20 protein-coding genes are annotated in these 25,853 nt (G+C 72.3%); 11 read left to right on the top strand and 9 right to left on the bottom strand.

Annotated features, from left to right (window positions below; genetic code table 11):
- Positions 1-111: 111 nt before the first annotated feature.
- Positions 112-1,302, bottom strand: a complete 1,191-nt coding sequence (locus ACZ6JT_RS28800) for a cytochrome P450 (protein WP_469214133.1) — start codon at positions 1,300-1,302, stop codon at positions 112-114.
- 464 nt (positions 1,303-1,766) lie between these two features.
- Between ACZ6JT_RS28800 and ACZ6JT_RS28795 the strand changes: the two genes are divergently transcribed.
- On the top strand, positions 1,767-2,552 hold the full coding sequence (locus tag ACZ6JT_RS28795) for an LmbU family transcriptional regulator (protein ID WP_469214131.1): 786 nt from the start codon (positions 1,767-1,769) through the stop codon (positions 2,550-2,552).
- Positions 2,553-2,633: 81 nt separating this feature from the next.
- Here the strand turns inward: ACZ6JT_RS28795 and ACZ6JT_RS28790 are convergent, their stop codons facing one another.
- Positions 2,634-3,281, bottom strand: a complete 648-nt coding sequence (locus ACZ6JT_RS28790; protein WP_469214129.1) for an FMN-binding negative transcriptional regulator — start codon at positions 3,279-3,281, stop codon at positions 2,634-2,636.
- 235 nt (positions 3,282-3,516) lie between these two features.
- Here ACZ6JT_RS28790 and ACZ6JT_RS28785 point away from each other — a divergent pair, with 235 nt between their 5' ends.
- Positions 3,517-4,875 (top strand): lysine N(6)-hydroxylase/L-ornithine N(5)-oxygenase family protein, encoded by a 1,359-nt coding sequence (locus ACZ6JT_RS28785; protein WP_469214127.1) that lies wholly within the window; start codon positions 3,517-3,519, stop codon positions 4,873-4,875.
- Between the two features lie 110 nt (positions 4,876-4,985).
- On the opposite strand, the gene ACZ6JT_RS28780 is transcribed toward ACZ6JT_RS28785, so the two are convergent.
- Positions 4,986-5,222 carry an MbtH family protein gene (locus ACZ6JT_RS28780; protein ID WP_469214125.1) on the bottom strand — a complete coding sequence of 79 codons (237 nt, stop codon included), beginning with the start codon at positions 5,220-5,222 and terminating at the stop codon, positions 4,986-4,988.
- Between the two features lie 418 nt (positions 5,223-5,640).
- Between ACZ6JT_RS28780 and argB the strand changes: the two genes are divergently transcribed.
- Together argB and ACZ6JT_RS28770 are read left to right on the top strand one after the other, a co-directional pair.
- Entirely contained in the window at positions 5,641-6,549 is a 909-nt protein-coding gene (argB, locus tag ACZ6JT_RS28775) for an acetylglutamate kinase (protein WP_469214123.1), read from the top strand.
- Positions 6,550-6,968: 419 nt separating this feature from the next.
- On the top strand, positions 6,969-9,215 hold the full coding sequence (locus tag ACZ6JT_RS28770) for an MMPL family transporter (protein WP_469214121.1): 2,247 nt from the start codon (positions 6,969-6,971) through the stop codon (positions 9,213-9,215).
- A gap of 133 nt (positions 9,216-9,348) precedes the next feature.
- On the opposite strand, the gene ACZ6JT_RS28765 is transcribed toward ACZ6JT_RS28770, so the two are convergent.
- A complete protein-coding gene (locus ACZ6JT_RS28765; protein ID WP_469214119.1) occupies positions 9,349-9,807 on the bottom strand; it encodes an Lrp/AsnC family transcriptional regulator in 459 nt (152 codons plus the stop codon).
- A 139-nt stretch (positions 9,808-9,946) separates the two neighbouring features.
- Between ACZ6JT_RS28765 and ACZ6JT_RS28760 the strand changes: the two genes are divergently transcribed.
- Positions 9,947-10,948: an asparaginase gene (locus ACZ6JT_RS28760; RefSeq protein ID WP_365477198.1), complete on the top strand. Its 1,002-nt coding sequence runs from the start codon at positions 9,947-9,949 to the stop codon at positions 10,946-10,948.
- A 161-nt stretch (positions 10,949-11,109) separates the two neighbouring features.
- On the opposite strand, the gene meaB is transcribed toward ACZ6JT_RS28760, so the two are convergent.
- From meaB to ACZ6JT_RS28740, 4 genes are all read right to left on the bottom strand, one after another.
- A complete protein-coding gene (gene meaB / locus ACZ6JT_RS28755) occupies positions 11,110-12,093 on the bottom strand; it encodes a methylmalonyl Co-A mutase-associated GTPase MeaB (RefSeq protein WP_469214117.1) in 984 nt (327 codons plus the stop codon).
- A 10-nt stretch (positions 12,094-12,103) separates the two neighbouring features.
- A complete protein-coding gene (gene scpA, locus ACZ6JT_RS28750; protein ID WP_469214115.1) occupies positions 12,104-14,287 on the bottom strand; it encodes a methylmalonyl-CoA mutase in 2,184 nt (727 codons plus the stop codon).
- Positions 14,284-16,149, bottom strand: coding sequence for a methylmalonyl-CoA mutase family protein (locus ACZ6JT_RS28745; protein WP_469214114.1), 1,866 nt, complete (start codon positions 16,147-16,149; stop codon positions 14,284-14,286). The genes scpA and ACZ6JT_RS28745 overlap by 4 nt, the downstream gene beginning before the upstream one ends.
- Positions 16,150-16,488: 339 nt before the next feature.
- Positions 16,489-17,109, bottom strand: coding sequence for a hypothetical protein (locus tag ACZ6JT_RS28740; protein WP_469214112.1), 621 nt, complete (start codon positions 17,107-17,109; stop codon positions 16,489-16,491).
- Positions 17,110-17,325: 216 nt separating this feature from the next.
- On the opposite strand from ACZ6JT_RS28740, the gene ACZ6JT_RS28735 reads away from it, so the two are divergent.
- Complete coding sequence (locus ACZ6JT_RS28735) at positions 17,326-17,823, top strand: hypothetical protein (protein WP_469214110.1); 498 nt, start codon at positions 17,326-17,328, stop codon at positions 17,821-17,823.
- A 30-nt stretch (positions 17,824-17,853) separates the two neighbouring features.
- Here the strand turns inward: ACZ6JT_RS28735 and ACZ6JT_RS28730 are convergent, their stop codons facing one another.
- Complete coding sequence (locus tag ACZ6JT_RS28730) at positions 17,854-18,981, bottom strand: DNA polymerase III subunit beta family protein (protein ID WP_469214108.1); 1,128 nt, start codon at positions 18,979-18,981, stop codon at positions 17,854-17,856.
- A gap of 1,577 nt (positions 18,982-20,558) precedes the next feature.
- Here ACZ6JT_RS28730 and ACZ6JT_RS28725 point away from each other — a divergent pair.
- The 5 genes from ACZ6JT_RS28725 (at position 20,559) to ACZ6JT_RS28705 (ending at position 25,738) form a co-directional block, all read left to right on the top strand.
- A complete protein-coding gene (locus ACZ6JT_RS28725; protein WP_469214107.1) occupies positions 20,559-21,509 on the top strand; it encodes a TauD/TfdA dioxygenase family protein in 951 nt (316 codons plus the stop codon).
- Positions 21,510-21,579: 70 nt separating this feature from the next.
- Positions 21,580-22,140, top strand: coding sequence for an NADPH-dependent FMN reductase (ssuE, locus tag ACZ6JT_RS28720; protein WP_469214105.1), 561 nt, complete (start codon positions 21,580-21,582; stop codon positions 22,138-22,140).
- A 66-nt stretch (positions 22,141-22,206) separates the two neighbouring features.
- Positions 22,207-23,241, top strand: coding sequence for an ABC transporter substrate-binding protein (locus tag ACZ6JT_RS28715; RefSeq protein ID WP_469214103.1), 1,035 nt, complete (start codon positions 22,207-22,209; stop codon positions 23,239-23,241).
- Positions 23,242-23,249: 8 nt separating this feature from the next.
- The gene (locus tag ACZ6JT_RS28710) at positions 23,250-24,044 is read left to right on the top strand and encodes an ABC transporter ATP-binding protein (protein WP_469214101.1); all 795 of its coding nucleotides are present in this window, start codon (positions 23,250-23,252) and stop codon (positions 24,042-24,044) included.
- Positions 24,041-25,738, top strand: a complete 1,698-nt coding sequence (locus ACZ6JT_RS28705; protein WP_469214099.1) for an ABC transporter permease — start codon at positions 24,041-24,043, stop codon at positions 25,736-25,738. Before ACZ6JT_RS28710 ends, ACZ6JT_RS28705 begins: the two co-directional genes overlap by 4 nt.
- Positions 25,739-25,853 lie beyond the last annotated feature (115 nt).

Below are 25,853 nucleotides of genomic sequence, written 5' to 3'. Positions count from 1 at the left end.
TGCGGATCCTCACTCCAAGTCCAAAGGTGTTCCAGGGAGCAGCACTTGAGGGGGGGACGCCCGGAACACCCGGGAGGCGACCCGCCTGTACGACCGGCCTGCGCGGAGCGGCTACCACTCCACCCGCAGCCGGGACAGCCCGCGCGTGCCGAGGCCGTCCTTCCAGACGACGGCGTCGGGGCCGGGAGCCAGGCGCAGGGTGGGGAACCTCCGCACCAGGCGCTCCAGGACGATCTGCAGCTGGAGCCTGGCCAGCGGCGCGCCGAGACAGCGGTGCACCCCGTGACCGAACGTCAGGTGCGCGGCGTCGTGCCCCCGCGGGTCCATCAGTTCGGGGTCCGCGAACGTCCTGCCGTCACGGTTGCCGTGCAGCAGGGAGACGATGACGCCCTCCCCGGCCTGGACCGTGACGCTGCCGAGCGGTACCGGCTCCACCGCGACGCGGGGGAAGCTGATGGGGGTGGAGGGGGTCAGCCGCAGCAGCTCCTCGACCGTGGGGGCCAGCCGGTCGGGCTGCTCGCACAGCTCCGCGTACGCGGCCGGGTCGTGGAGCAGGGCGTGCGCCGAGGTGCCGATCTGCCCGACGACGGTCTCGTAGCCGGCCATCAGGAGGGTCAGTCCCATGGTGAGCAGTTCGCCCATGGACAGGTCGCCCTGCTCGTGCGCGCCGATCATGGAGGTGAGCAGGTCGTCCTCGGGACGGCGGCGCTTGCGGTCGATCAGGTCGGCCATGTAGTCGATGAGTTCGAGCCGGCGGCGGGCCTTCTCCTGCGGGGTGCTGGCGGAGATGTCGAAGAGCACCTCGACCCAGTCGCGGAACCGGGTGCTGTCCTCGGGCGGAACGCCCAGCAGCGAGCACAGGACGGCCAGCGGCAGGGGCGCCGCGAGCGCCTCGATCAGGTCGGTGCCCGGGCCCGACGCGGCCATGGCGTCGAGGTACCGGTCGGCGAGCTCCTCGACGGCCGGGGCCATCGCGCCGGTCCGGCCGGTGGTGAACGCCCGGGTGACGACGCGCCGCAGCCTGGAGTGGTCGGCTCCGTCCATGCTCATCATCGAATTCGGCACGGGCTGGGCGTCGTTGAGTTTGGGGGCGTGCGGCGCGAGGGCCTCGGCCCGGCTGAACCGCTTGTCCGTCAGGACCTTGCGGGCCAGCGCGTAGTCGCACACCAGCCACATCTTGTCCCCGGCGGGCGTGAAGAACGGGACGACGTCGATGCCGTCCGGGACCTGCCCCTCCCCGGCCACGTACTGCCCAAGGAACTCCGGAAGCGGGCCCAGCGGGCCGGCGCTGCGGTGCTTCATGCGTGTCCTCCCCGTTGTGTTCGGCGGTCAGGTGATCGGAAGCCGGTGCCCGGCCCCGCGCTGCGTCATTTCCGATCCTCCTGCTCCTGCTGAATTGACTGGACGAGCTGAATGGGGGAGGTGCGGTGCGGGCGCGTGGTGAAAGGACAAAGACCGCCCGCTTTTACCTCTGATGCCTCGCGAACAAGCCGAGCCGGCGGCGATGGGAATTCCGATGTGCCGCAGCGAAGAAACTCTGGCCGAGAATGAACATACCCTCCGCCGGGGAGGCGGAGAACAGAAAGTCGCCGACAACGGCCGACGGCTGTTCGATTGTTCGACGAGCTCCGTGACGCCGTCCTGTCGACGGGACGGCCCGCAGGGTCCGCGCCGGCGGGACGGGGCCCGCGTCCGGCCGCTTTGGCCTGCCTTTAGCACGGGCTGGGAGCCTCCACACCTGTGCTGTGGACCCTTCACATGGAGGCATGATGGTGATTCAGGCCGGCGACATCGAGGGATCGAGAATCGGGCAGATCCGGACGAGCCCCGAGCCGGCGCCGAGGCAGCGGCGGGCCATGGGCGAGGATCCGCGTCGTGGCCAGGTGCTGACCACGAAGGTGGGCCTGCAGATGCCGGCGGGGATGTCCTTCGACGACTGGGAGAAGGCCGGCCGACAGCTGTCCGGAATCGTCGATTCCTCCTCATGGTGGCTGGGCGACTGGCTCGTGTACGGCAAGGACCACTACACCGACCGCTACCAGCGCGGCATTCGGGCCGCCGGGCTGCAGTACCAGACCCTGCGCAACTACGCCTGGGTCTCCCGCCGGTTCGACTTCACCCGGCGGCGCGGCGCCCTCAGCTTCCAGCACCACGCCGAACTGGCCTCCCTGCCGTACGACGAGCAGGAGGCCTGGCTGGACCGGGCCGAGCAGCGGAAGTGGACCACCAAGCAGCTGCGCAGCGCCATCCGGGCCGCGCGCGAGGACGAGGCGCAGGTCAAGATGCCCGCCGAGCCGACGCGGCGGCTCGAGGTGCCCGGCAGCCGGCTCCAGTGGTGGCACAAGGCCGCGGAGCAGGCGGGCGTCGACTTCGAGCGCTGGGTGCTGGTGACCTTGGACAGCGCGGCCAAGGAGGCCCTGGAGGCCTTGGAAGCCTTGGAGGCCCTGGAGGAGCTCGAGGAGCTGGAGGACGGCCATGGGTCCGCGGAGCGCGAAGGGACGGCGGAGCCCGGCGGACCGGCGCGCTCCGAGCGGCCGGCCATCACCGCCTGACCGCTTCGGCGGCGCGCGCCGCAGGGCCCGCACTCCACCGGGAGGGCGGGCCCTGACGGCTGGGACCGGCGGCCTGGCCGCTCAGGGCAGCTGGCGCATCAGGTCGGCCGTGTCGCGCTGCCGGGTGCACGGGCTGTGCGTGAACGAGTCCAGTACCCGGCCGCGGACCTCGGAGGGCTGTTCCTGGCTGAGCTTGAACATGCCCTCGGCCCCCGAGACGACGACCCGGAAGGCGCCGACGGCGGGCACGATCCGCCGGAAGTAGCCGAGGGAATCGGACATGTCCCAGCCGGTGCCGAACTTCGACTCCTCGAAGGCGCGCACGGTCGACTGCACGACTCCCATCGTCTCCTCGATCGAGTCGATCTTCTCCACCACACCGCGCACGTGCACCGAGGTGAAGTTCCACGTCGGGGCGGCCGGCGACTTCTCGTACACCGTCGGCGAGACATAGGAGTGCGGGCCGGTGAAGGTCAGCAGGACGAGGCTGCCGGATTCCAGCGCCGCCCAGTGCGGATTGGCCCTGTTCATGTGCCCGAGCAGAATGCCGCCGGACAGGTCGTCCGCCCATTCCTCGTTCGCCTGGGGGTCCGCGATAACGGGCAGGTGCGTGGCGAAGGGGCCGTCTTCCGGCGTCCCGTTGGTCACCGCCAGGGCCAGCGGATTGTCTCGTATCAGATCGGTCATCCACGAACCGTCCGGTTCGCGATAGTTACTGGGGACGAACATCCGGAATTCAGCCTTTCGGTCGGCGCAATGTATGAGGACATGGAAATCCGGACCGACCATACCGCTGTCCTGTCGGCCGGACAGGGGCATTCGGTATTCGACCCGCAACGGGGCCGCCGGGACCCTCTTCTTGACGTCTACAGGTTGGCGCCGGGGCGTTCTCCGGCGCAATACTGATCAGAGGTCTCCCGGATCACCGGTCGAGATTCCGAAGACGCTAGCGGGAGAATTGTCTATGGGTACAACAGGTACGCATAACCACGATATATACGACGTGGTCGGCATCGGCTTCGGCCCGTCGAACCTGTCGCTCGCGATCGCTCTGGAAGAGCACCGGGCCAATGTTCCGGAACACCCGGTCAAGGCCGCGTTCTTCGAGCGGCAGGCCGCCTTCGGCTGGCACCGCAACATGCTGCTCCCGTCGACGACGATGCAGATCTCGTTCCTGAAGGACCTGGCCACCTTCCGCAATCCGGTGTCCCGGTTCAGCTTCGTGTCGTATCTGCACGCCGCGGGCCGGCTGGTTCAGTTCGTGAACAACCAGGACTTCTTCCCGACCCGGCAGGAATTCCACCAGTACCTGGAATGGGCCGCGTCGGGCCTTTCCGACCGCGTCTCCTACGGGTCCGAGGTCACCGCGATCCGGCCCGTGCAGGACACCGGGTCCGGGACCCCCGAGCACCTGCGGCTCGAGGTCCGCGACGCGGCCGGTGGCGTCCGCCACGTCCGCGCGCGCAACGTGACCATCTCGACGGGCCTCGTGCCGCGGATGCCCGCCGGCGTCGCCCGCGACGAGCGGGTGTGGCACAGCTCCGAGTTCCTGGAGAAGTTCCACGGCCTCGACCCGCAGGGGCTGAAGAGCGTGGCGGTCGTCGGCGCCGGCCAGAGCGCGGCCGAGATCACCAGGTTCCTGTACGACAAGCTGCCCCACGCGCGCGTCTCGGCGGTCATCCCGTCCTACGGGTACTCCGTCGCGGACGACACGCCCTTCGCCAACCAGGTGTTCGACCCGGCCGCGGTCGACGAGTACTACTTCGGCACCGACCAGGCGCGGGAGGCCTTCTGGCACTACCACCGGAACACGAACTACTCGGTGGTCGACGACGAGGTCATCCGCGACCTGCACCAGCGCTCGTACGAGGAGGAGGTGCGCGGCAGCAAGCGGCTGTACTTCCTCAACCTCACCCGGGTCGCGGAGGTCGCCCGGGCCGGCAGCGACACGCGGATCACCCTGAACTCGCTGCTCGACAGCGAGCCCCAGGAGCTGCACGTCGACGCGCTCGTCTTCGCCACCGGTTACGAGGGCATGGACCCGGCCCGCCTGCTCGGCGACTTCGACCGCCACTTCCTGCGGGACGTCAGCGGCCGCCACCGGGTGGAGCGCGACTACCGGCTCGTCACCGCGACCGGACCGTCCTGCGGGATCTACCTCCAGGGCGGCACCGAGCACACCCACGGGCTGTCCTCGTCCCTGCTGTCGAACATCGCGGTGCGCAGCGGCGAGATCGCCGACTCCATCGTCCTGCGGCGGGCCGAACAGGAGCAGGCCGTGACCCGTACCGTCGAGGTCGCGGGCGCGGGCGGCCGGGCCTGACCCCGCGTTCCTCGCCACCACGCCGAAGGGTGGGCCCCGGTGCTGTTCGTGCAGCACCGGGGCCCACCCTTCGTCTGTCCTCGGTCATTCCGTGGAATGCCGCATTCACCTCACGCGGCGTCGACGGAAACCGAGTCCGCGGCCATCGCGTCGCGCAGGCTCTTCGGGCGCAGATCGGTCCAGTTCGCCTCGACGTGCTCCAGGCACTGCTGGCGGCTTTCCTCGCCGAATACGATGCGCCAGCCGGCCGGGATCTCGGCGAACGAAGGCCACAGCGAGTGCTGCTCCTCGTCGTTGACCAAGACGTAGAACCGGCCGTCGGCGTCGTCGAACGGGTTGCTGCTCATGAATGCACTCCAATTCAAGCCGTTCACGGTCCGTTTCCCGGCCGGGAAACGGACCGTCATCCGTTAGTGGGGATGGAGTTGGCGAGACCGCCACGCCTGATCATGGCACCTTTCGGGCGCCGCGTGGAGACCGGTGTGGCCATGAAGCGCTCCACCGGTCGCCGACGCTCTTCCCCCCGCTGTCCTGTTGACGGGACAGCGCCGACACCCTGCCCTGAATCTTCGTCGTTCTGCACCGAGTTCCCCGGAATGGGCTTCCGGTGGGCCATTCCACCGCGCGATGCTGGACCGGTGACCGCGGCCCCCGGCCGCGGGAATTCACGTTTCCCGGGAGCTCTGAGTCCTCCACAGAAGGAGTTGTGCCGATGAGCGTCACCAGCGCGGCCGGCGTTCTCTTCACCCTGCGCCCGAGGTTCTCATGACGACCCGTCTGCATCCCGCCCTGGCCAAGGCGCAGTCGGTGGGCGACGCGCTGCCCTGGCTGACCAGTCGTCAGGACCGGACCGTCGTCATCAAGCTGGGCGGGCACGCCATGGTCGACGATGCGCTGACCGCCGCCTTCGCCCGCGACGTGGTCTTCCTGCGCTTCGCCGGGCTGAAGCCCGTGGTCGTCCACGGAGGCGGTCCGCAGATCGGCGCCGAACTCGAACGGCGCGGCCTGGCCAGCGAGTTCAAGGCAGGGCTCAGGGTCACCTCCACACCCGCCATGGACGTGGTCCGGATGGTGCTCGCGGGACAGGTGCAGCGCGAACTGGTCGGGCTGATCAACGCGTACGGCCCGCTCGCCGTCGGCATCACCGGCGAGGACGCGGACACCCTCACCGCGACCCGGCACGTGCCGTGGATCGACGGCGAACCGGTGGACATCGGCAGGGTCGGCGACATCTCCCGCGTGGACACCGGAGCCATCGAGGCACTGCTGGCGGACGGTCGCATCCCGGTGGTTTCGCCCGTCGCGCGCAGTGCGGAGGACGGTCACGTCTACAACGTCAACGCCGACACCGCGGCCGCGGCGCTCGCCACCGCGCTGGGCGCCCAGGAGCTGATCATGCTCACCGACGTCGAGGGCCTGTACGCGGGCTGGCCGCTCAGCGACGAGGTCATCGACCGGCTCACCGCCCGCGAGCTGGAGAAGCTGCTGCCGGAACTGGCCGACGGCATGGTCCCCAAGATGACCGGCTGCCTGCACGCGGTGCGCGGCGGCGTCGAGATGGCCCGGGTGATCGACGGGCGGGTCCCGCACGCGGTCCTGCTGGAGATGTTCGCGGACGAAGGGGTCGGCACGGTGATCGTGCCGGACCCGGACGAGGCGGAGGCGCCGCTGTGAGCCGATCGATGGCGCCATCGTGGCGCCACGCCGACCGGGTCGGTGCCGCCGTCGCGGACGGGCGGCCCTGATGGGCACCGGCCGGAACGCGATGGTTCGTACGGCCGTGCCGGGACCGGGATGTGCCGTCGGCCGCGGCCGTCGCGGCCCAGGTGGGCGCGGTGTGCGCGGTCGCGCCGGAGAGCCCGCGACCCGCCCGAACGGGCGGCGCCTTTCAGCCAGGCTGCCGCTGTGGCTCAGATATGGCGCGACAATGGCGCCATGTGTGTGCCATCATGGCGTCATCGGCTCGGCGGCGCTGGAAACGCGCCGCTGACGCCTCGCCTCTTCGCCTTCTTTCGTACTGATCGGCCGTCCGTCCCCCACGGAAACACCCGCCGCAGCCCGCGGTACCGATTCAAACAGGAGTTCTTTTCGCTATGGCCACCTTCCTTTACAAAGTGGGCCGATTCGCCTTCAGGCGACGAGGCCTGGTGACACTGCTGTGGCTCGCCGTCGTCGTCGGGGCCGGTTTCGCGGCCTCCGTCGCTCCGCCGCCGCCGACCGACACGTTCTCGATGCCGGGTACGGAGTCGCAGAAGGCCTTCGACCTGCTGAAGGAGAAGTTCCCGGCCATGAGCGTGGACGGCGCGACCGCCCGCGTGGTGGTCCGTGCCCCCGCCGGCGAGAAGCTCACCGATCCGGCCCAGAAGGCCAAGGTCGAGAGCCTGGTCGGCGCGCTCGCCAAGGCGCCCGACGTCGTCTCGGCCTCCGACCCCTTCAAGACCAACACCGTCAGCCAGGACGGCACCACGGCCTACGCCGTGGCCACGTACAGCGTCACGGCCCTCAAGGTGACCGACGAGGCGCACGACGGCCTCGAGAAGGCACTCGAGGACGGCCGGGCCGCCGGCCTGACCGTCGAGGCCGGCGGTGACGCCGTCAAGGTGGACGGGGCCCCGGGCGGTGGCGCCGAGGGCATCGGCATCCTGGTCTCGGCGATCGTCCTGGTCCTCACCTTCGGCTCGATGATCGCGGCCGGCATGCCCCTGCTCACGGCCATCTTCGGCGTCGCCATCGGTGGTGCGGCCATCACCGCGCTCGGCACCACCTTCGGCCTCTCCAGCACCACGTCCACCCTCGCGCTGATGATCGGCCTCGCCGTCGGCATCGACTACGCCCTGTTCATCGTCTCCCGCTACCGCTCCGAGATGGCCGAGGGCCGCGAGCGCCAGGACGCCGCGGGACGGGCCGTCGGCACGGCCGGCTCGGCCGTCGTCTTCGCCGGTCTCACCGTCATCGTCGCCCTCGCCGGCCTCAGCGTGGTGAACATCCCGATGCTCACCAAGATGGGCCTCGCCGCGGCCGGCACCGTCGCCGTCGCCGTACTGATCGCCACCACCTTCGTCCCGGCGCTCCTCGGCTTCGCCCCGATCAAGGTCATGCCCCGCAAGGAGCGCAGGAAGTACTACGGCAAGCCGCTCTCCGAGCGCCAGCAGCGCAAGGCCGACAAGCGGGCCGGCCGTCAGAAGCAGAACCTGGGCACCCGCTGGGCACGGTTCGTCGTACGCCGTCCCCTCGTCGTCCTCCTCTTCGGCGTCGTGGGCCTCGGTGCCATCGCGGTGCCCGCCGCCAGCCTGCAGCTCGGCCTGCCCGGCGAGGGCACCATGGCGCCGGACACCACCCAGCGCAAGGCCTACGACATGCTGTCCGAGTCCTTCGGGGCCGGCTTCAACGGACCGCTGATGGTCACCGTCCAGGCCAAGGACGCGGCGAGCGCCGCCGCGGGGGTGGGCAAGCAGCTCGGTACCGTCGAGGGCGTCGCCACGGTGACCCCCGCGACCCCCAACGACAAGGGCGACACCGCGGTCCTCACCGTCATCCCGAAGACCGGTCCCACCGAGACCGAGACCGAGGAACTGGTCGCGCACATCCGGGACATCGCCGGCACCCTCGGGGCGGCCAACGGCGGCGCCGAGATCCTGGTGACCGGTCAGACCGCCCTGTTCATCGACTTCTCCCAGACCCTCGACGACGCGATGCTGCCCTACCTGGGCCTGGTCGTCGGCCTCGCCTTCCTGCTGCTGGTGCTCGTCTTCCGGTCGCTGCTCGTCCCGCTCAAGGCGGCGCTCGGCTTCCTGCTCTCCGTGAGCGCGGCCCTCGGCGCTGTCGTGGCCGTCTTCCAGTGGGGCTGGCTCGGTGACTTCTTCGGAGTCGAGCAGCCCGGCCCGATCATGAGCACCCTGCCGATCTTCATGATCGGTGTGGTCTTCGGTCTCGCGATGGACTACGAGGTCTTCCTCGTGACCCGCATGCGGGAGGCCTACGTCCACGGGGCGCAGCCCTCCGAGGCCGTGGTCACCGGATTCCGCTACGGCGGACGGGTGGTCGGCGCCGCCGCGATCATCATGGTCAGCGTCTTCTCCGGCTTCATCATGGAGGACAACGTCTTCGTCAAGATGGTCGGCTTCAGCCTCGCCATCGCCGTCCTCTTCGACGCCTTCGTCGTCCGCATGGCCCTCGTGCCCGCCCTGTTCGCCCTGCTCGGCAGGTCGGCCTGGTGGCTGCCCCGCTGGCTCGACAGGCTGCTGCCGAACATGGACGTCGAGGGGGAGAAGCTGAACCACGTGCTCGGCGCCGCGATCCCGGCCCAGCGCCGGGAGCAGGAGGCCCACATCCCCGGCTGACGACCAGCCGACCCGAACACCCCGTACGCCGACGGCTCTGGGAGCCGTCGGCGTACGGGCGTTCGCGTCAGCGCTGGACCGAGCCGGACGGGGTCACCGGCGCCGAGGGGTTTCCCCCTGTCGTTCACGGGTGTCAGCGGAAGTCGACGGGCAGGCCGTTCGGTTCCTTGACGCGCTTCATGATGATCTGCGAGTTGACCTCGGTGATACCGGAGAGGGCCGTCAGCTTCTCGATCCACAGCCGCTCGTACGCCCGCAGGTCCGCGACGGCGATGCGCAGCAGGCAGCCGGGGCTGCCGAAGAGGCGGTAGGCCTCGATGACGTCGGGAATCTCCTGGAGGGCCGCCTCGAAGGCCTCGACCGCCTCGCGGTCGCGGCGCACCTCGATCGAGACGAGCACCTCGAAGCCCCGGCCCACCGCCTCGGGGGAGATGACGGCGCGGTAGCCCTGGATCACCCCGTCCTGTTCCAGCTGGCGCACCCGGCGCATGCAGGGGGAAGGGGTCAGGCCCACGCGCTGGGCGAGTTCCTGGTTGCTGAGACGGCCATCGGCTTGGAGCTCACGCAAGATATCCCTGTCAATCGCGTCCATGACGCAATTATCACCCACGCTGTATTACAGGACCGGCGGAAGACGCAATCACATTGCGCGTAGATCGCTCTATCATTGCTGCTTTGAGCACATATGTGCGAGTGACCATGGGTGAGTACGAGAAGGGCGGCCACGGCCAATGGGACGGATCGTCGTCATCAGCACCGGCGGAACGATAGCCAGCCGCTGGCAGGGCTCCGGCTTCGCCGCGGACGCCGACGGCAGCGAGGTCATCGCGACCGCGCCGCTGCCCGAGGGCGTCACGGTCGAGGTCGTGGACCTGTTCAGCGTGAACAGCCCCCGGCTCACCACCGCCCACCAGCTCACCCTGCTGCGCACCGTCCACGAGGTGCTCGCTGACCCCGACGTGGACGGCATCGTCGTCACGCACGGCACCGACACCCTGGAGGAGTCGGCGTTCCTCGTCGACCTCCACCACCACGACCCGCGCTCCGTCGTGTTCACCGGATCGCAGCGGCCCATGGGCACCGCCGACGGGGACGGGCCGGGCAACCTCTACGACGCCCTGCTCACCGCCGCGAACACCCGCGGCCTCGGCGTCCTCATCGCCTTCGCCGGGCGGGTCCACGCCGCGCGGGGCACGGTGAAGACCCAGGCCGTGGAGCTGGACGCGTTCGCGGACCCGTCCAAGGAACTGCTCGGGAAGATCGGCTTCGGCAAGGTCACCATCCTGCGCACCCCGCAGCGCCCGGCCCCGCTCCCGCTCCCGGCGATGCCGGAACTCCCGCCGCGCGTGGACGTCGTGGTCCACCACGCCGACGGCGACCCGCTCCTGCTGAACGCCGCCGTCGAGGCGGGCGCGCGCGGCATCGTCCTCGTCGGCACCGGCGCGGGCAACGCCACCCCGGAGATCGTGACCGCGGTCGAGGCCGCCGTCGCCCGCGGGGTGCTGGTCGCGCTGAGCACGCGGGTCATGGCCGGGCCGGTCACCGAGATCTACACGCACGGCGGCGCGGTGGACCTGGTGGCCGCCGGAGCCGTCCCGACAGGCACCCTCCGCGCCGGACAGGCCCGCATCGCGGTCCTCTCCGCGCTCCTCGCCACCGACAACCCGGTGGAACAGACCCGCATCCTGCGCCTCACCCTCAACGCGACGAGCCCGATCCTGGCCGAGGTCTGACCCGCCCGCCCCGGACCCCGCTCGCAAACGCCGGTCAAATCCAGCCCCTCCGGCGTTTGAGGAGCGGGGTTCGGGGCGGAGCCCCGGTCTTTCAGCCCCGCCGGCGTTTGAGGCGCGGGGGTTCGGGGGCGGAGCCCCGCAACGGCGCCGCACGCGCCCCGTCAGCCGCGGCCGAACGCCGCCAGGATCTGGTCCGCCGCAGACGTGGCCGTGACGGTGCCCGCCCGGACCGAGGCCTCGAGGTCCGGGGCGACGTCCCGTACGGCAGGATCCGCCCGCAACCGCTCCAGCAGCTCCTCCCGCACCATCGACCACGTCCACTCCACCTGCTGCGCAGCCCGCTTCGCCGCCAGCCGACCCCCCGCGTCCAGCAGGGTCCGGTGCTGTTCGAGGCGGTTCCACACCTCGTCCAGCCCGGCCGACTCCCGCGCGCTGCACGTCAGGACCGGCGGCGTCCAGGCCGCGTCCACGGGGTGCATCAGCCGCAGCGCGCCCGACAGTTCCCGCGCCGCCGCCTTCGCGTCGCGCTCGTGCGGGCCGTCCGCCTTGTTGACCGCCAGGACGTCCGCCAGTTCCAGGACGCCCTTCTTGATGCCCTGCAACTGGTCGCCCGTACGGGCCAGCGAGAGCAGCAGGAAGGAGTCGACCATGCCCGCCACCGTGGTCTCCGACTGGCCCACGCCGACCGTCTCGACGAGGACCACGTCGTAGCCCGCCGCCTCCATCACGATCATCGACTCCCGGGTGGCCTTGGCGACCCCGCCCAGCGTGCCCGCCGACGGGGACGGCCGGACGAACGCCGCCGGGTCCACCGACAGCCGCTCCATCCGGGTCTTGTCACCCAGGATGGAGCCGCCCGTCCGCGTGGACGACGGGTCCACCGCGAGGACCGCGACCCGGTGGCCCAGACCCGTCAGCATGGTTCCGAACGCGTCGATGAAGGTGGACTTGCCCACCCCCGGGACACCGCTGATGCCGATCCGGCGGGCCCGGCCCGCGTGCGGCAGCAGCTCCGTCAACAGCCCCTGCGCCAGCACCCGGTGAGCGGGCAGGGTGGACTCGACGAGAGTGATCGCGCGGGCGATGAACGCGCGTTTCCCGTCGAGCACCCCCTTCGCGTAGGCCTCGATGTCGATCTTCGGCACCGGCGGCCGCCTACAGCTCGTGGCCCAGGTCCGCGGCCAGCCGCGTCACCAGGTCGTGGGCCGCGTCCGGGATCACCGTGCCGGGCGGGAACACGGCCGTCGCGCCCATCTCCAGCAGCGTCGGGACATCGGCCGGCGGGATCACGCCGCCCACGACGATCATGATGTCGTCGCGGCCCTCCTCCGCCAACTGCTCGCGCAGCGCCGGTACGAGGGTCAGGTGGCCGGCCGCCAGCGACGAGACGCCCACCACGTGGACGTCCGCCTCGACGGCCTGGCGGGCCACCTCCGCCGGCGTCTGGAACAGCGGGCCGACGTCCACGTCGAAGCCCAGGTCGGCGAAGGCGGACGCGATCACCTTCTGGCCGCGGTCGTGCCCGTCCTGGCCCATCTTGCAGACCAGGATGCGCGGACGGCGGCCCTCCGCCTCCTCGAACCGGTCGATGAGCGCACGGGTGCGCTCCAGGGACGGGGACTCGCCTGCCTCGGTGCGGTACACACCCGAGATCGTACGGATCTGGCTCGCGTGCCGCCCGTACACCTTTTCCAGTGCGTCCGAGATCTCACCCACCGTGGCCTTGGCGCGTGCCGCGTCCACCGCGAGGGCCAGCAGGTTCCCGTCCCCGCGCTCCGCCGCGTTGGTCAGCGCCCGCAGGGTGTCCTGCGTGAGCGCCTCGTCGCGCTCCTCGCGCAGCCGCCGCAGCTTGGCGATCTGCTGGGCGCGCACCGAGGAGTTGTCGACCTTCAGGACCTCGATCGCCTCGTCGTTCTCCACGCGGTACTTGTTCACGCCGATCACCGGCTGGCGGCCCGAGTCGATGCGCGCCTGCGTACGGGCCGCGGCCTCCTCCACGCGCAGCTTCGGGATGCCCGCGTCGATGGCCTGCGCCATGCCGCCGGCCGCCTCGACCTCCTCGATGTGCTGCCACGCCCGGCGCGCCAGGTCGTACGTCAGCTTCTCGACGTACGCGCTGCCGCCCCACGGGTCGATGGACCGGCAGGTCCCCGACTCCTGCTGGAGCAGCAGCTGGGTGTTGCGGGCGATGCGCGCCGAGAAGTCCGTCGGCAGCGCGAGCGCCTCGTCGAGGGCGTTGGTGTGCAGCGACTGGGTGTGGCCCTGGGTCGCCGCCATCGCCTCGATGCACGTGCGCGTCACGTTGTTGAAGACGTCCTGCGCGGTCAGCGACCAGCCCGAGGTCTGCGAATGCGTGCGCAGCGACAGCGACTTGGCGTTCTTCGGGTCGAACTGCCTGACCAGGCGCGCCCACAGCAGGCGGGCGGCGCGCAGCTTCGCGACCTCCATGAAGAAGTTCATGCCGATCGCCCAGAAGAACGACAGGCGCGGCGCGAACGCGTCCACGTCCAGCCCGACGGCCTGCCCCGCCCGCAGGTACTCCACGCCGTCGGCGAGGGTGTACGCCAGCTCCAGGTCGGCCGTGGCCCCGGCCTCCTGGATGTGGTAGCCCGAGATCGAGATCGAGTTGTACCGCGGCATCTTCTGCGAAGTGAACGAAAAGATGTCGGAGATGATCCGCATCGAGGGCTTCGGCGGATAGATGTAGGTGTTGCGGACCATGAACTCCTTGAGGATGTCGTTCTGGATGGTCCCGGCGAGCTTGTCGGGGGAGACGCCCTGCTCCTCCGCCGCCACGATGTACAGCGCGAGGACGGGCAGCACCGCGCCGTTCATCGTCATCGACACGGACATCTTGTCCAGCGGGATCCCGTCGAACAGCTGCCGCATGTCGTAGATCGAGTCGATCGCCACGCCCGCCATGCCGACGTCGCCCGTGACGCGCGGGTGGTCGCTGTCGTAGCCGCGGTGCGTCGGCAGGTCGAAGGCCACCGACAGGCCCTTCTGGCCGGACGCCAGGTTGCGCCGGTAGAAGGCGTTCGACTCCTCGGCCGTGGAGAAGCCGGCGTACTGCCGGATCGTCCAGGGCTGGTTCACGTACATCGTCGGGTACGGGCCGCGCAGGTACGGCGCCACGCCCGGGTACGTCTGCAGGAAGTCCAGGCCCTCCAGGTCCCGCCCGGTGTACAGCGGCTTGACGCCGATGCCCTCGGGGGTCTCCCACAGCAGGTCGGCGGCCGCGGTGCCGGTGGACTCCTTCACCGAGGCCCGCCACTGCTCCTCGGAGACCCCGGCGGTGGAGGAGCCGAGCGCCAGCTCGGAGAAATCGGGGATGCTCATGCGGGCACTCCCATCCGGTCGAGTACGGAGGACAGCACGGCGACGGCGTCACAGCCGGCGAAGACGTACTCGTCCACGGAAGCCTCTGCGGTGCCCGGCCGGCCGGCGAGGAAGACGGTCGTGGCGCCCGCCGCGCGCAGCGCCCCGGCCACCGCCGCGGCCTGCTCCTCGTACAGCGCGTCGCTGGAGCAGATCACGGCCATGCCGTCGGCGCCGCTGGCGGCGTAGGCCTCGGCGGCCGTCGCCGGGTCCACGGACACCGGGTCGTGCACCGGTTCGATGCCGCCCGCCTGGAACAGGTTCGAGGCGAAGGTGGCGCGCGCGGTGTGCGCGGCCGCCGGACCCAGCGCGGCGAGGAAGATCCTCGGCCGGGCGCCGGTCGCCGCCAGATACGCGTCGCTGCGGGCGCGCAGGGCCTCGTACGCCTCGTCGCGCCGCACGCGTGGCAGTCCGCCGGTGGGTCCGGCGGGCGCGGGCTCGCGTACGACGGGCTTCTCCGACAGCAGCGGGAACTCGCTGACGCCGGTGATGGGTTCGCGGCGCTTGGCCAGCTTCTTGGAGCGCTCCGCCCAGGTGGCGGCCAGCCGCTCGGCGACCAGTCCCGAGCGGAGGGCGGCGGCCTGGCCGCCGGCCTTCTCGACGGTCCGGAAGAACTCCCACGCGGCGTGGGCCAGTTCGTCCGTGAGCCGCTCCACGTAGTACGAGCCGCCGGCCGGGTCGATGACCCGGGCCAGGTGGGACTCCTCCAGCAGGATGGTGGAGGTGTTGCGGGCGATCCGGCGCGCGAAGGCGTCCGGCAGGCCCAGCTCGTGGTCGAAGGGGAGCACGGTGACCGAGTCCGCGCCGCCCACGCCCGCGGCCATGCAGGCCACGGTGGTGCGCAGCATGTTCACCCAGGGGTCGCGGCGGGTCATCATCACCGGCGAGGTCACCGCGTGCTGGAGCTGGGCACCCGCCTCCGGGGCCCCCGAGGCCTCGGCGATACGGGCCCACAGCCGGCGCGCGGCGCGCAGCTTGGCGATGGTGAGGAACTGGTCCGCGGTGGCGGCGTAACGGAACTCCAGCTGCCCCAGGGCGGCTTCGACGCCCAGTCCGGCCTCGGTGAGGGCGCGCAGGTAGGCGACGCCCGTGGCCAGGGACAGGCCGAGCTCCTCGGCGGCGCTGCCGCCGGCCTCGTGGTACGGCAGGGCGTCCACGGTCAGGGCGCGCACCCCGGGCCAGCCGGCGGCGGCCTCCCGGGCCAGCTCCACGGCGGCGGCCGGGTCCAGGGCTTCCCCGGTCCGGGCCTCGTGGCCCAGCGGGTCGGCGCCCAGCGAGGCCCGCGCGACCTCGGGGGCCACCGCGCTCTCGGTGAACAGGCGCAGCAACTCGCGGGCGGCTTCGGCGTATTGGGCTCCGGCGTCGAGGGAGACCGGGGCGAGGTCGAGGTAGACCCCCTCCAGCGCCCGCGCGAGGCCGTCGACCGGGAGGCCGCCGCGGCCCACGGTGAACCAGAGGGAGGTGACCCCGTTCTCCAGGTCGGCGAGGGCCGCTTCGTTCACGCGCACCGGATCGGTGCCCGCGAGGCGCTGGCGCACGTCCCAGCCGTTCGCGGTGGTGCCCTCCGGCCTGCCTCCGCGTACGAAGGGGGCGAAGCCGGGCAAACCGATGTCGGGAGCCGTCCCGTCGGGCGGCGCGGTGTACAGCGGGCGGGTGGTGAGCCCGTCCTCGAGAGGGGTGGACAACGCATCTTCTGCGGCCTCGCCGGAGGCTTCCTTGCCCGACTTGCGCAGTACGCCTTCTACAAGGCGCTGCCACTGCTCATGCGTCGCGTCAGGGAACTCGGCGGCCAGGGAGAGCCCGTCGTCAGGCAGGACCGTCATGGCTCGAATGCTAGGGGCGGGCGCTTGGGGCGCACCATACCGTCCGGTGTGATCTCGCCCTCTCGTGAGATCCGGCAAAGATCTTGACTCTAGGGCTGAGCAGCACCGTTGCCGGGGTACTGGCGAGTAGGGACGGACCCGCGCGCGTTACCACGACCCGCCGGAGATCTCCACGGCCGGGCGAGCGCTCCGTCGCGGCGCCCCGCTCCGCCGGGGACCTCTCCCGTCTGGGACGCCCGCCCCGCCCGCTCACGTCGGCGGCCGCCGGATTGAAGACTTCCGACAGAAGCGCCGGTTCCGGGTCCGGTCCGGCTACGGTCACAGGGCCCGGGACCCTGGTCAGGGGATGCGGAGGCTGTCGACGACCCGGTCGTGCGTCTCCTTCAGGGACTTCCCGTCCGCCTCGGGACCCAGGGTCAGGACCTGCACGAGGTGGTCGTCATCGCCGATCACGCGCACCCACCCGACCAGGTGCTCGCCGTCCTCCTCGGTGGTGAGGCGTGCGTCGATGGCCTGGCGGCCGTCGACCGTCGTCTTCTTGACGTCGGTGCTGGTGAGCGGCTCGCCGCCGAGTTGCTCGTACATGGAGGTGAAGCCCTTGAGGGCCTCGTCGAGGGAGAGCTGGTCGCCGGGCACGTCGTGGACGGTGAAGCCGACGGTGCCCTCTGGGGTGTCCAGTCCGTACCCGCGGGCCTCCACCGACTCGCCGCCGGCGGTGGGCACGGAGGCCTTGCGCACCTTGGCCTTTCCGGGCAGCTCGGCCGTGATCCCGCTGGGCGGATCGGTGGTCTTCACCCACTCCACGGCGGGCGCCGCGGTGACGGCGTCGACGTACGCGGCCGGAGGGGCGGCGGGGGTGGGGGCGGCGAGCGCGGGGGCGGCGGGGAGCAAGCCCGCGGTCACCAGGGCGGCCGAGGCGGAGAGCAGCAGGAGGCGGTGCGTCCGAGAACGGTCGGTCATGCAGATCACTTCCTCCGACGTGGTGGCGGCGCCGGGGACAGACGATCACGCGTGGATTCCCGGCCCGCCCTTCCAGCGTCCGTCCCGACGGGTCCGAAGGCATCCGGACGGGCCCGCCCCGGGCGTGTCTGCGGTGCTCCGTTTCGCCCGGGCGGTACGGCTGGGGGGCGGGCCGGTGGCGCCCGTGGTGCGAGGGGCGAGTGGCGGGAGTCGGTTGTGGCGATGGTCGGACTGTTCTGGATCACTCCGGACGGGGTGTACGTGGGGTCTCCGCCCGACGCCCTCGGCGGCTGCGTGCGGCTGACCGGCGACGGGCCGGAAGCGGTGGACCCCGACGGCAACGTTGCGTGGACATGGGAAGGACTGCGTTCCGCGGTCGTCGAGGACGTGCCCGTCGAGGGCCCGTCGGGCCGCGCCTCGAAGCTCCTCGGGGCGGTGGTCTCGGCCGCGCTCGGCGCCTTCACCGGCGAGGAGCCGCCCGAGATGACCCTGCGGCTGGAGACGGAGAACGGGCCGGAAGAGGTGACGGTGCACGCCGCGGTCGCCGGCTACGGCGCCGGGGAGGCGGCCCTCTCCCAGGAGCTGCTCGACCGCTTCGTCGCGGGAACGGCGGACCCCCGGACCCTTGAGGCCTGGGGCCGTGACCACGCGGGGGAGGGCACGCCCGGGCCGGCCGAGCGGGAGTCGCTCCTGCGCGCCTGGACCCGGGCCTGAGGTGTCTGGCCCCCCCGGGCGGGCCGGGGGTCAGTCCTCCAGGCGGACCGGCATCAGCAGCGAAAAGTCGTCCTCGGAGTCGGTCCGGCGGATCACCAGCGGCGCGGTGGGGGCGCCGATCTCCAGGACCAGCTGGTCCCGGGCTCCGGCGGCGAGGGCGTCCAGCAGGAAGTCACGGTTGACGGCGACGCGGGCCGGGTCGTCGTCGCCGTCCTCGCAGACGCCCACCCCACCGTCTGCGGTCACCTTGAGCACGGTGAGGTCGCAGGTCACACCGTCCTGCCCGAGCGCCTCACCCGTACGGACCGCACCGGTCTCCACCGCCTCCCGGAAAGCCGCGACATCGACAAGGACGCGGCGCCCCGCCGGCACGCGGACGAGGCGACGGTAGTCGGGGAACTCGTGGTCGACGCACCGGCCGGCCGTCTGACGGTCACCCGCCTCCAGGGTCACGCGGTCACCGTCCACGGCCAGCCGGACCGGGGCGTCGCCGGTCAGCAGCGCCCGCATCGCGTCGGCGAGCGGGGCCGGCACGATGGCCTGCACGCGGGGGCCGCCGTAGCCGGTGGTGGCGGCCTGCGCGACGGCCATCCGGTACCGGTCGGTGGCCACGACGCGGAGCACGTCGCCCTCGACGTCGAACAGGACGCCGCCGAGCATCGGCAGTTCCGGATCGGTGCCGGCGGCGAAGCGGACCGCGTCCAGCGCGGCGGCCAGCTCGCGGGCGGAAACGGCGGGCCGGACGGTGGCGGTGGCGCCGGTGCCGGTGGCGGTGGCGGTGGCGGTGGCGGCGGCGCGGGGTGCGGTCATCGGGTCTTTCTCCCTGCGATCGAGGAGCGCTCGGACGGCGGAGAACGCGCTGCGGGCATCGGACAGCCCCCGTTCGAGACGGCGCAGGTGCGCCTCCAGCAGCTTCCGCACCAGGTCGGTGTCCGCACCGGACCAGCCGGCCAGCACCAGCCGGATGTCCGCCAACGGCATGCCGGCCCGCCGCAGCCGGGCCAGCAGGCCGGCCTCTTCGAGCTGTTCGGGGCCGTACCAGCGGTAGCCGCTGACCGGATCCACCCAGGCCGGGACCAGCACGCCCGCCCCGTCGTAGAACCGCAGGGTGCCGACACTCAGCCCGCTGTCCCGGGCCATCTCGCCAATGCTGCGCATCTCGCTCTCCACACCCCGAACTCTGCGCCCTCCACCAGGTCGAGGGTCAACCGTGGCGGCGGCGTTGCGGGGTCGTGAAATCCAGCCATGGATTTTCGGCCGCCGACGGTCATGTGGATGATCTGTCTGCCCGACGGAACGCGCAGGTCACAGCAGGTGTACGGAGTCAGGTGAAAGGTTCGTTCCAGCCACCCGGGGGAGCCGCGGGAGGGGGTTGACCGGCGGCGGGGGCGCTGACAGTCTCCGAGCCATGTCCGCGACCGAACTTCTCGCCACGCGGCTCCACACCCCCGGCCTCTGTCTCTGTACCGAGCCGGGCGAGTGTCCGGGCCGCTGTCCGGCCCCCACGGCCTGACCCCCGCCCGCACGCCCTCCCGGACCCCGCCCCACGGGCCCACCCCGTGACGCGTCCTCCCGGACGGACCGGTCCCGGGGCGCGCTCTCCCGGGCCGGCGTCCACCAGGACCGCCGTCCCAGGACGAACACGTCACCAGACCGGTGCCCGAGGGCTGCCTTCCCGAGGCGGCTCACCGACCCGGCTCCCCTGACCGGGGACGCCCCGCACCGCCGCCCCACCCCGACTCGGCCCCCTGACCGGGGCGCCCGACAGGGGCCGAGGCCGGGGGACGCCCCCAACGGCTGTTCACCGAAACCCCGCCACGCCAGACCGGTACCGCACCGGGATGGTTCCCCGACCCGGGGCCGCCCTCCCGGCAGGACGGCTCCGGCGGGTGCCTCACCGGCACCCAACGGGGCGCCATCGCACTGGAGTTGTCCGACCGGGACGGTCCCCACCCAGGGGCCGCCGTTCCGGCAGGGCAACCCGCGCGGCGCCGCCTGGCGGACACCTCACCGGAACCCACCGGGCCCCGCCCCGGAGTTGTCCGACCCGAACGGCACCCGAACCAGGGCCACTGTTCCGGCGGGGCCGCTCAGGTGTGGGTGCTTCACCGGGACCGTCGGGGGAGAGCTCGCGCCGGGGTTGTCCGGCCGGGATGGTGCCCGAACAGGGGCGGCCGTTCCGGCGGGGCCGCTCAGGTGGGGGTGCTCCGCCGGAACCCGCGGGGACGGTGCTCGTTCAGGGGTGCCGTTCCGGCGTGGGTGACCGCGGCGAGTTCCCCGCCCGCCTGGGCCTTAGGGGTGCGGGGGGCGCCGTGGGCACCACCCCCGGCGCGGTGCGCCTCGCCGCGGAGGTCCCGACGGCTCTCCCGCCAGGGGGCTTCGGCCGGGACGGTCACCCCGCCGGGGTGTCCCACGGGCCTCGCCGGCGGTCCGGCTTCACCGGCGGGGTGCCTCGCCGGTGCGGCTTGGACGGCTCCCCGGCGGCTCGCCCTACCGGGTTCGTCCGCCGGGCGGGGGTCCGTATGCGGGGCCGCTCGCCCGGAGCCTGCCGAGGGGCCGACGGCGGGGCGGCCGGGCTCCCGAGGGGCCTCCGCGCCTTCGGGGGCCGGCGCCCGCAGCCGTACCACCCGCACCGCACCACGCCATGCCACGTCACGCCACGTCACGTCACGTCACATCGTTCCGCCGCTGCGGCGACCAGCCCGCCCGCAGCCAGTCCTCAGCAGGGAGCTCCCATGGCCACCACCCTTCCCGCCCCCACCGTCACCGTCACCAAGATCGGCGGCCGCATCGGCGCCGAGATCGGCGGCGTACGGCTCGGCGGCGACCTGCCCGACGCCGCCGTCGCCGAGATCCGCGCCGCCCTCCTCGCCCACAAGGTCGTCTTCTTCCGCGGCCAGGACCACCTCGACGAGGCCTCCCACGAGGCCTTCGCCGCGCTGCTCGGCGCACCCGTCGCGCACCCCACCGTCCCCTCGGCGGACGGCCGTTACGCCCTCGGCATCGACTCCCACCACGGCGCCCGCGCCAACCAGTGGCACACCGACGTCACCTTCGTCCCCGCCTACCCCGCCTTCTCCATCCTCCGCGCCGTCACCATCCCCCCGTACGGCGGCAACACCCTCTGGGCCAACACCGCCACCGCCTACAGCAACCTCCCCGAACCGCTCCGCACCCTCGCCGACAGCCTGCGCGCCGTGCACTCCAACGAATACGACTACGCCGCCCTCAAGCCCGACGCCCTCCCCGAGGCCCTGGCCCAGTACCGCGAGGTGTTCACCTCCACCAAGTTCCTCACCGAGCACCCGGTGGTCCGCGTCCACCCCGAGACCGGCGAACGCACCCTGCTGCTCGGCAACTTCGTCCAGCGGATCAAGGGCCTCACCGGCCGCGACTCCCGCGTCCTGCAGGACCTCTTCCAGTCGCACATCGAGAGCCCCGAGAACACCGTCCGCTGGCAGTGGCAGGCGGGCGACGTCGCCATCTGGGACAACCGCGCCACCCAGCACTACGGCGTGGACGACTCCGACGACCACGAGCGCACCCTGCGCCGCGTCACCGTCGACGGCGACGTCCCGGTCGGTCCCGACGGCGAGCCCTCCCGCCTGATCAGCCCGGAGACCGTCCCGGACCCCGCCTTCGGCATCCCGTCCGGCGCCTCCACCACCGCCTCCACCACCGCCTGACCCCGCACCACCCGCACCACCCGCACCCTCCGCCCCGCCCGCTCCCCGTACGTCACCCAAGGAGCCCCCCGTGCCCCACCTGCTCGCCATCACCGGCAGCCCCTCCGCCCACTCCCGTACCGCCGTCGTCGCCGACCACGTGCTGCGCCGCCTGTCCCACTCCGGCTTCGGGACCGCGCACCTGTCCGTGCGCGAGCTCCCGGCCGCCGACCTGCTCGCCGCCCGCCGCGGCGAGCCCGAGATCCGCCGGGCGCTCGAAGCCGTGGCCGAGGCGGACGGCCTGGTCATCGCGACCCCGGTCTACAAGGCCTCGTACACCGGCCTGCTCAAGGCCTTCCTCGACCTGCTCCCGCAGGACGGCCTCGCCGGCAAAACGATCCTCCCGCTGGCCACCGGGGGCAGCCTCGCCCACGTCCTGACCATCGACTACGCCCTGCGCCCCGTGCTCGCCGCCCTCGGCGCCCGGCACGTCACCGCCGGCCGGTTCGTCCTCGACTCCTCCGTCGAGCGCGGCTCCGGCCCGGACCGGCTGCGGCCCGAGGCCGAGCTCGACCTCTTCCAGGCGGTCGACGAGTTCGCCGAGGCCCTGCGCGCCGCGCCCGCCACCGCCGCGCTCACCACCGCTCCGTAACACGACACGACACGACAACCCGGCAACCCGACGCCACCACGCAACCGCACCGACAAGGACCTCGTCATGCCCGCAGGATTCACCTCGACCCGCACCTCCCGACGCCAGTTCCTGACCCTGCTCGGCATCTCGGCGGCCGCGGTGAGCTGCGGCACGGCCACCGCCACGGGCGGCGGATCGGGCTCGCAGGTCAAGACCCTGAAGTACCAGGGCTCGGTCGGTGCGGTCACGCTCCCCGAACTCGCCGCCGACCTCGGCTACTTCGAGGACGTCACGCTCGAATGGGTCGGCAACACCATCAGCGGCCCGCAGGACATCCAGTCCGCCGCCACCGGCCAGACCCACTTCGGCAGCGCCTTCAACGGCGCGGTCATCAAGCTCGCCGCCGGCAAGGCGCCGATCAAGGCGGTCATCTCCTCCTACGGCTCGGACCAGTACTCCTACGCCGGCTACTTCGTCCTGGAGGACAGCCCGATCCGCTCCGCCCGGGACCTGATCGGCAAGAAGGTCGGCATGAACACCCTGGGCGCCCACTACCAGGCGCTGCTCGACACGTACCTCAGCCGCAACGGCCTCTCGAAGGCGGACGCGGCCAAGGTCGAGGCCCTGGTGATACCGCCCGTCAACACCGAACAGGCGCTGCGCGCGAAGCAGATCGAGGTCGGGGTGCTCACCGGCATCCTGCGCGACAAGGCCGTCGCCGGCGGCGGCATCCGCCCGCTGTTCAGCGACGTGGAGCTGCTCGGCCCGTTCAGCGCGGGCACCTACATCATGACCGAGCGGTTCATCAAGCAGAACCCGGACACCGTACGGACCTTCGTGACGGGCGTGGCCAAGGCCATCGAGTGGTCCCGCACCACCCCGCGCGAGGAGGCCGTCGCCCGGATGACCGAGATCGTCAAGAAGCGCGGCCGCAACGAGGACACCACCGCCCTGCAGTACTGGCGCTCGTACGGGATCGCCGAGACGGGCGGCCGGATCCCCGACAAGGAGTTCCAGCTGTGGCTCGACTGGCTCGGCGAGCGCGGCGACATCAAGCAGGGGCAGTTCAAGCCGTCCGACCTCTACACCAACGAGTTCAACGCATACGGAAAGGGGTGACGGCCACCATGACGGAGATCGTGTTCGAGGGAGTGCGCAAGACCTTCGGGGACTTCACCGCCCTCGACGGCATCGACCTGGAGATCCGCAGCGGGGAGTTCCTCGTGGTCGTCGGCCCCAGCGGCTGCGGCAAGTCCACGCTCCTCGACCTCCTCGGCGGCCTGGCGGCCCCGACGGCCGGGCGGATCCTGCTCGACGGCAAGCCGGTCACCGGGCCGGGCCTGGACCGGGGCATCGTCTTCCAGCAGTACGCACTGCTGCCGTGGCGCACCGCCCAGGGCAACGTCGAGTTCGGCCTGGAGGCCACCGGTGTGCCGCGCCGCCAACGCGCGGCCCGGGCGAAGGAGTTCCTGGACCTGGTCGGGCTGACCGGCTTCGAGGACCGGCACCCGCACCAGCTCTCCGGAGGCATGCGCCAGCGCGTCGCCATTGCCCGCGCACTGGCGTACGACCCGGACGTGCTGCTGATGGACGAGCCGTTCGCCGCGCTCGACGCGCAGACCCGCGAGTCCCTCCAGGACGAGCTGCGCCGCATCTGGCAGAGCACCGGCAAGACCGTCGTCTTCATCACGCACGGCATCGAGGAGGCGGTCTACCTCGGGCAGCGGGTGGCCGTCATGACCTCCCGGCCCGGCCGGGTCAAGGAGGTCGTCCCGGTCTCCTTCGGCGACCGCGACGGACTGCTGGGGGAGGCCTTGCGGTCCAGCCCGGAGTTCGCCCGCTACCGGCACGAGATCTGGAACCTCCTCCACGACGAGGTGGCCCGCGCCCAGCAACTGGAGAAGGAGGCGGCAGCCGCATGACCACCGGAACCGACACCACGCCCCTGACCACCCCGGCCCCGGCGGGTCCCGCCCCGGCCCCGGGGACCGCCCCGGACGCGGGGACCGCCCGCGGCCCGGCGGACTCCGCCCTGGCCGAGTCCGCCCTCGCCTCCAGCCCGGCCGAGTCCGTCCCGGAGGCGGGGAACGCCGTCGCGGACGGAGCCTCCGAGCCCAAGGCCCCGGCCGCTCCGGCCCGGCGCGGGACCGGTCCCGTCGCCGTCCCGGACCCGGGGCCTGCCCGTGGCCCGGCGGAGTCCGCCGCCGGCACGGCCGAGGCTTCGGCCGGGCGCGGGAGCGGTCCCGTTGCCGTCCCGGGCCCGGGGTCTGCCCGTGGCCTGGCGGAGTCCGCCGCCGGCACGGCCGAGGCTTCGGCCGGGCGCGGGAGCGGTCCTGTCGCCGTCCCGGACCCGGGGCCTGCCCGCGGCCCGGCGCAGTCCGCCGCCGGCACGGTCGAGGCTCAGGCTTCGGCCCGGCGCGGGAGCGGTCCCGTTGCCGTCCCGGAGGCGGGGAACGCCCGTGGCCCGGCGGAGTCCGCTGCCGGCACGGCCGAGGCTCAGGCTTCGGCCCGGCGCGGGAGCGGTCCCGTGGCCGGCCCGGGCCCGGGGCCTGCCCGTGGCCTGGCGGAGTTCGCCGCCGGCACGGCCGAGGCTTCGGCCGGGCGCGGGAGCGGTCCCGTTGCCGTCCCGGGCCCGGGGTCTGCCCGCGGCCCGGCGCAGTCCGCCGCCGGCACGGTCGAGGCTCAGGCTTCGGCCCGGCGCGGGAGCGGTCCCGTTGCCGTCCCGGACCCGGGGACCGCCCGCGGCACGGCCGAGACCGTGCCCGGGGCCGGGCATGCCGAGCCCGCACCCGGCGGGGCCCCGGCCCGCAAGGCCGACATCGACGCCGCCGGCGCGGGGACCGCCGCGCTCGCCGTCGTGCGCGCCCTGAAGGCCGTCGCCGTGCGGAGCGCCGCGATCCTCGCGCTGGTCGCCCTCTGGGAGTTCGCCCCGCGCGCCGGCCTGGTCGACGCCACCTTCCTGCCTCCCATCAGCGAGGTGGCCGTCGCCTGGTGGGAGCTGGCCGGCGACGGCCAGCTCGCCGACCACACCCAGGCCAGCCTGATCCGCTCCTTCGGCGGCTTCGGCATCGCCGTGGCCGTCGCCGTCCCGCTCGGCCTGCTCATTGGCTGGTACCGGCCGCTCGCCGACTTCCTCGGGCCGCTGCTGGAGGTCTTCCGCAACACCGCGGCCCTCGCGCTGCTCCCGGTGTTCGTCCTGCTCCTCGGCATCGGCGAGACCTCGAAGGTGTCGATCGTCGTCTACGCCTGCCTCTGGCCCGTCCTGCTCAACACCATCAGCGCCGTCCGCAACGCCGATCCCACCCTGGTCCGGCTCGCCCGGTCGATGGACCTCTCGACGCCCCGGCTGTTCCAGAAGGTGATCCTCCCGGCCTCCGTACCGGCGGTCTTCACCGGGATCAGGCTCGCCGGCGCCGTCTCCATCCTCGTCCTCGTCGCCGCCGAGATGATCGGCGCCAAGGCCGGCCTCGGCTACCTGATCAACGCCTCGCAGTTCAACTTCGCGATCCCGCAGATGTACGCGGGCATCGTCACCATCTCCGCCATCGGCGTGGCCTTCAACCAGCTGCTCGTCACCATCGAACGCCGCCTCAGCACCTGGCGCGTCCCGGCCTGACGCGTCCCGGCCCGACGCGTCCCGGCCCGGTGCCCGACGCCACCGCCCGCCGCCCAACCGCCGCCCGGTGCCGAAACCGACGGCCCCCGCTTCGCACCACCTGACCCACGAGGAA

It is taken from the genome of Streptomyces sp. NPDC046308 (assembly GCF_055588065.1).
This window is presented reverse-complemented; position numbering and strand designations above follow the sequence as displayed.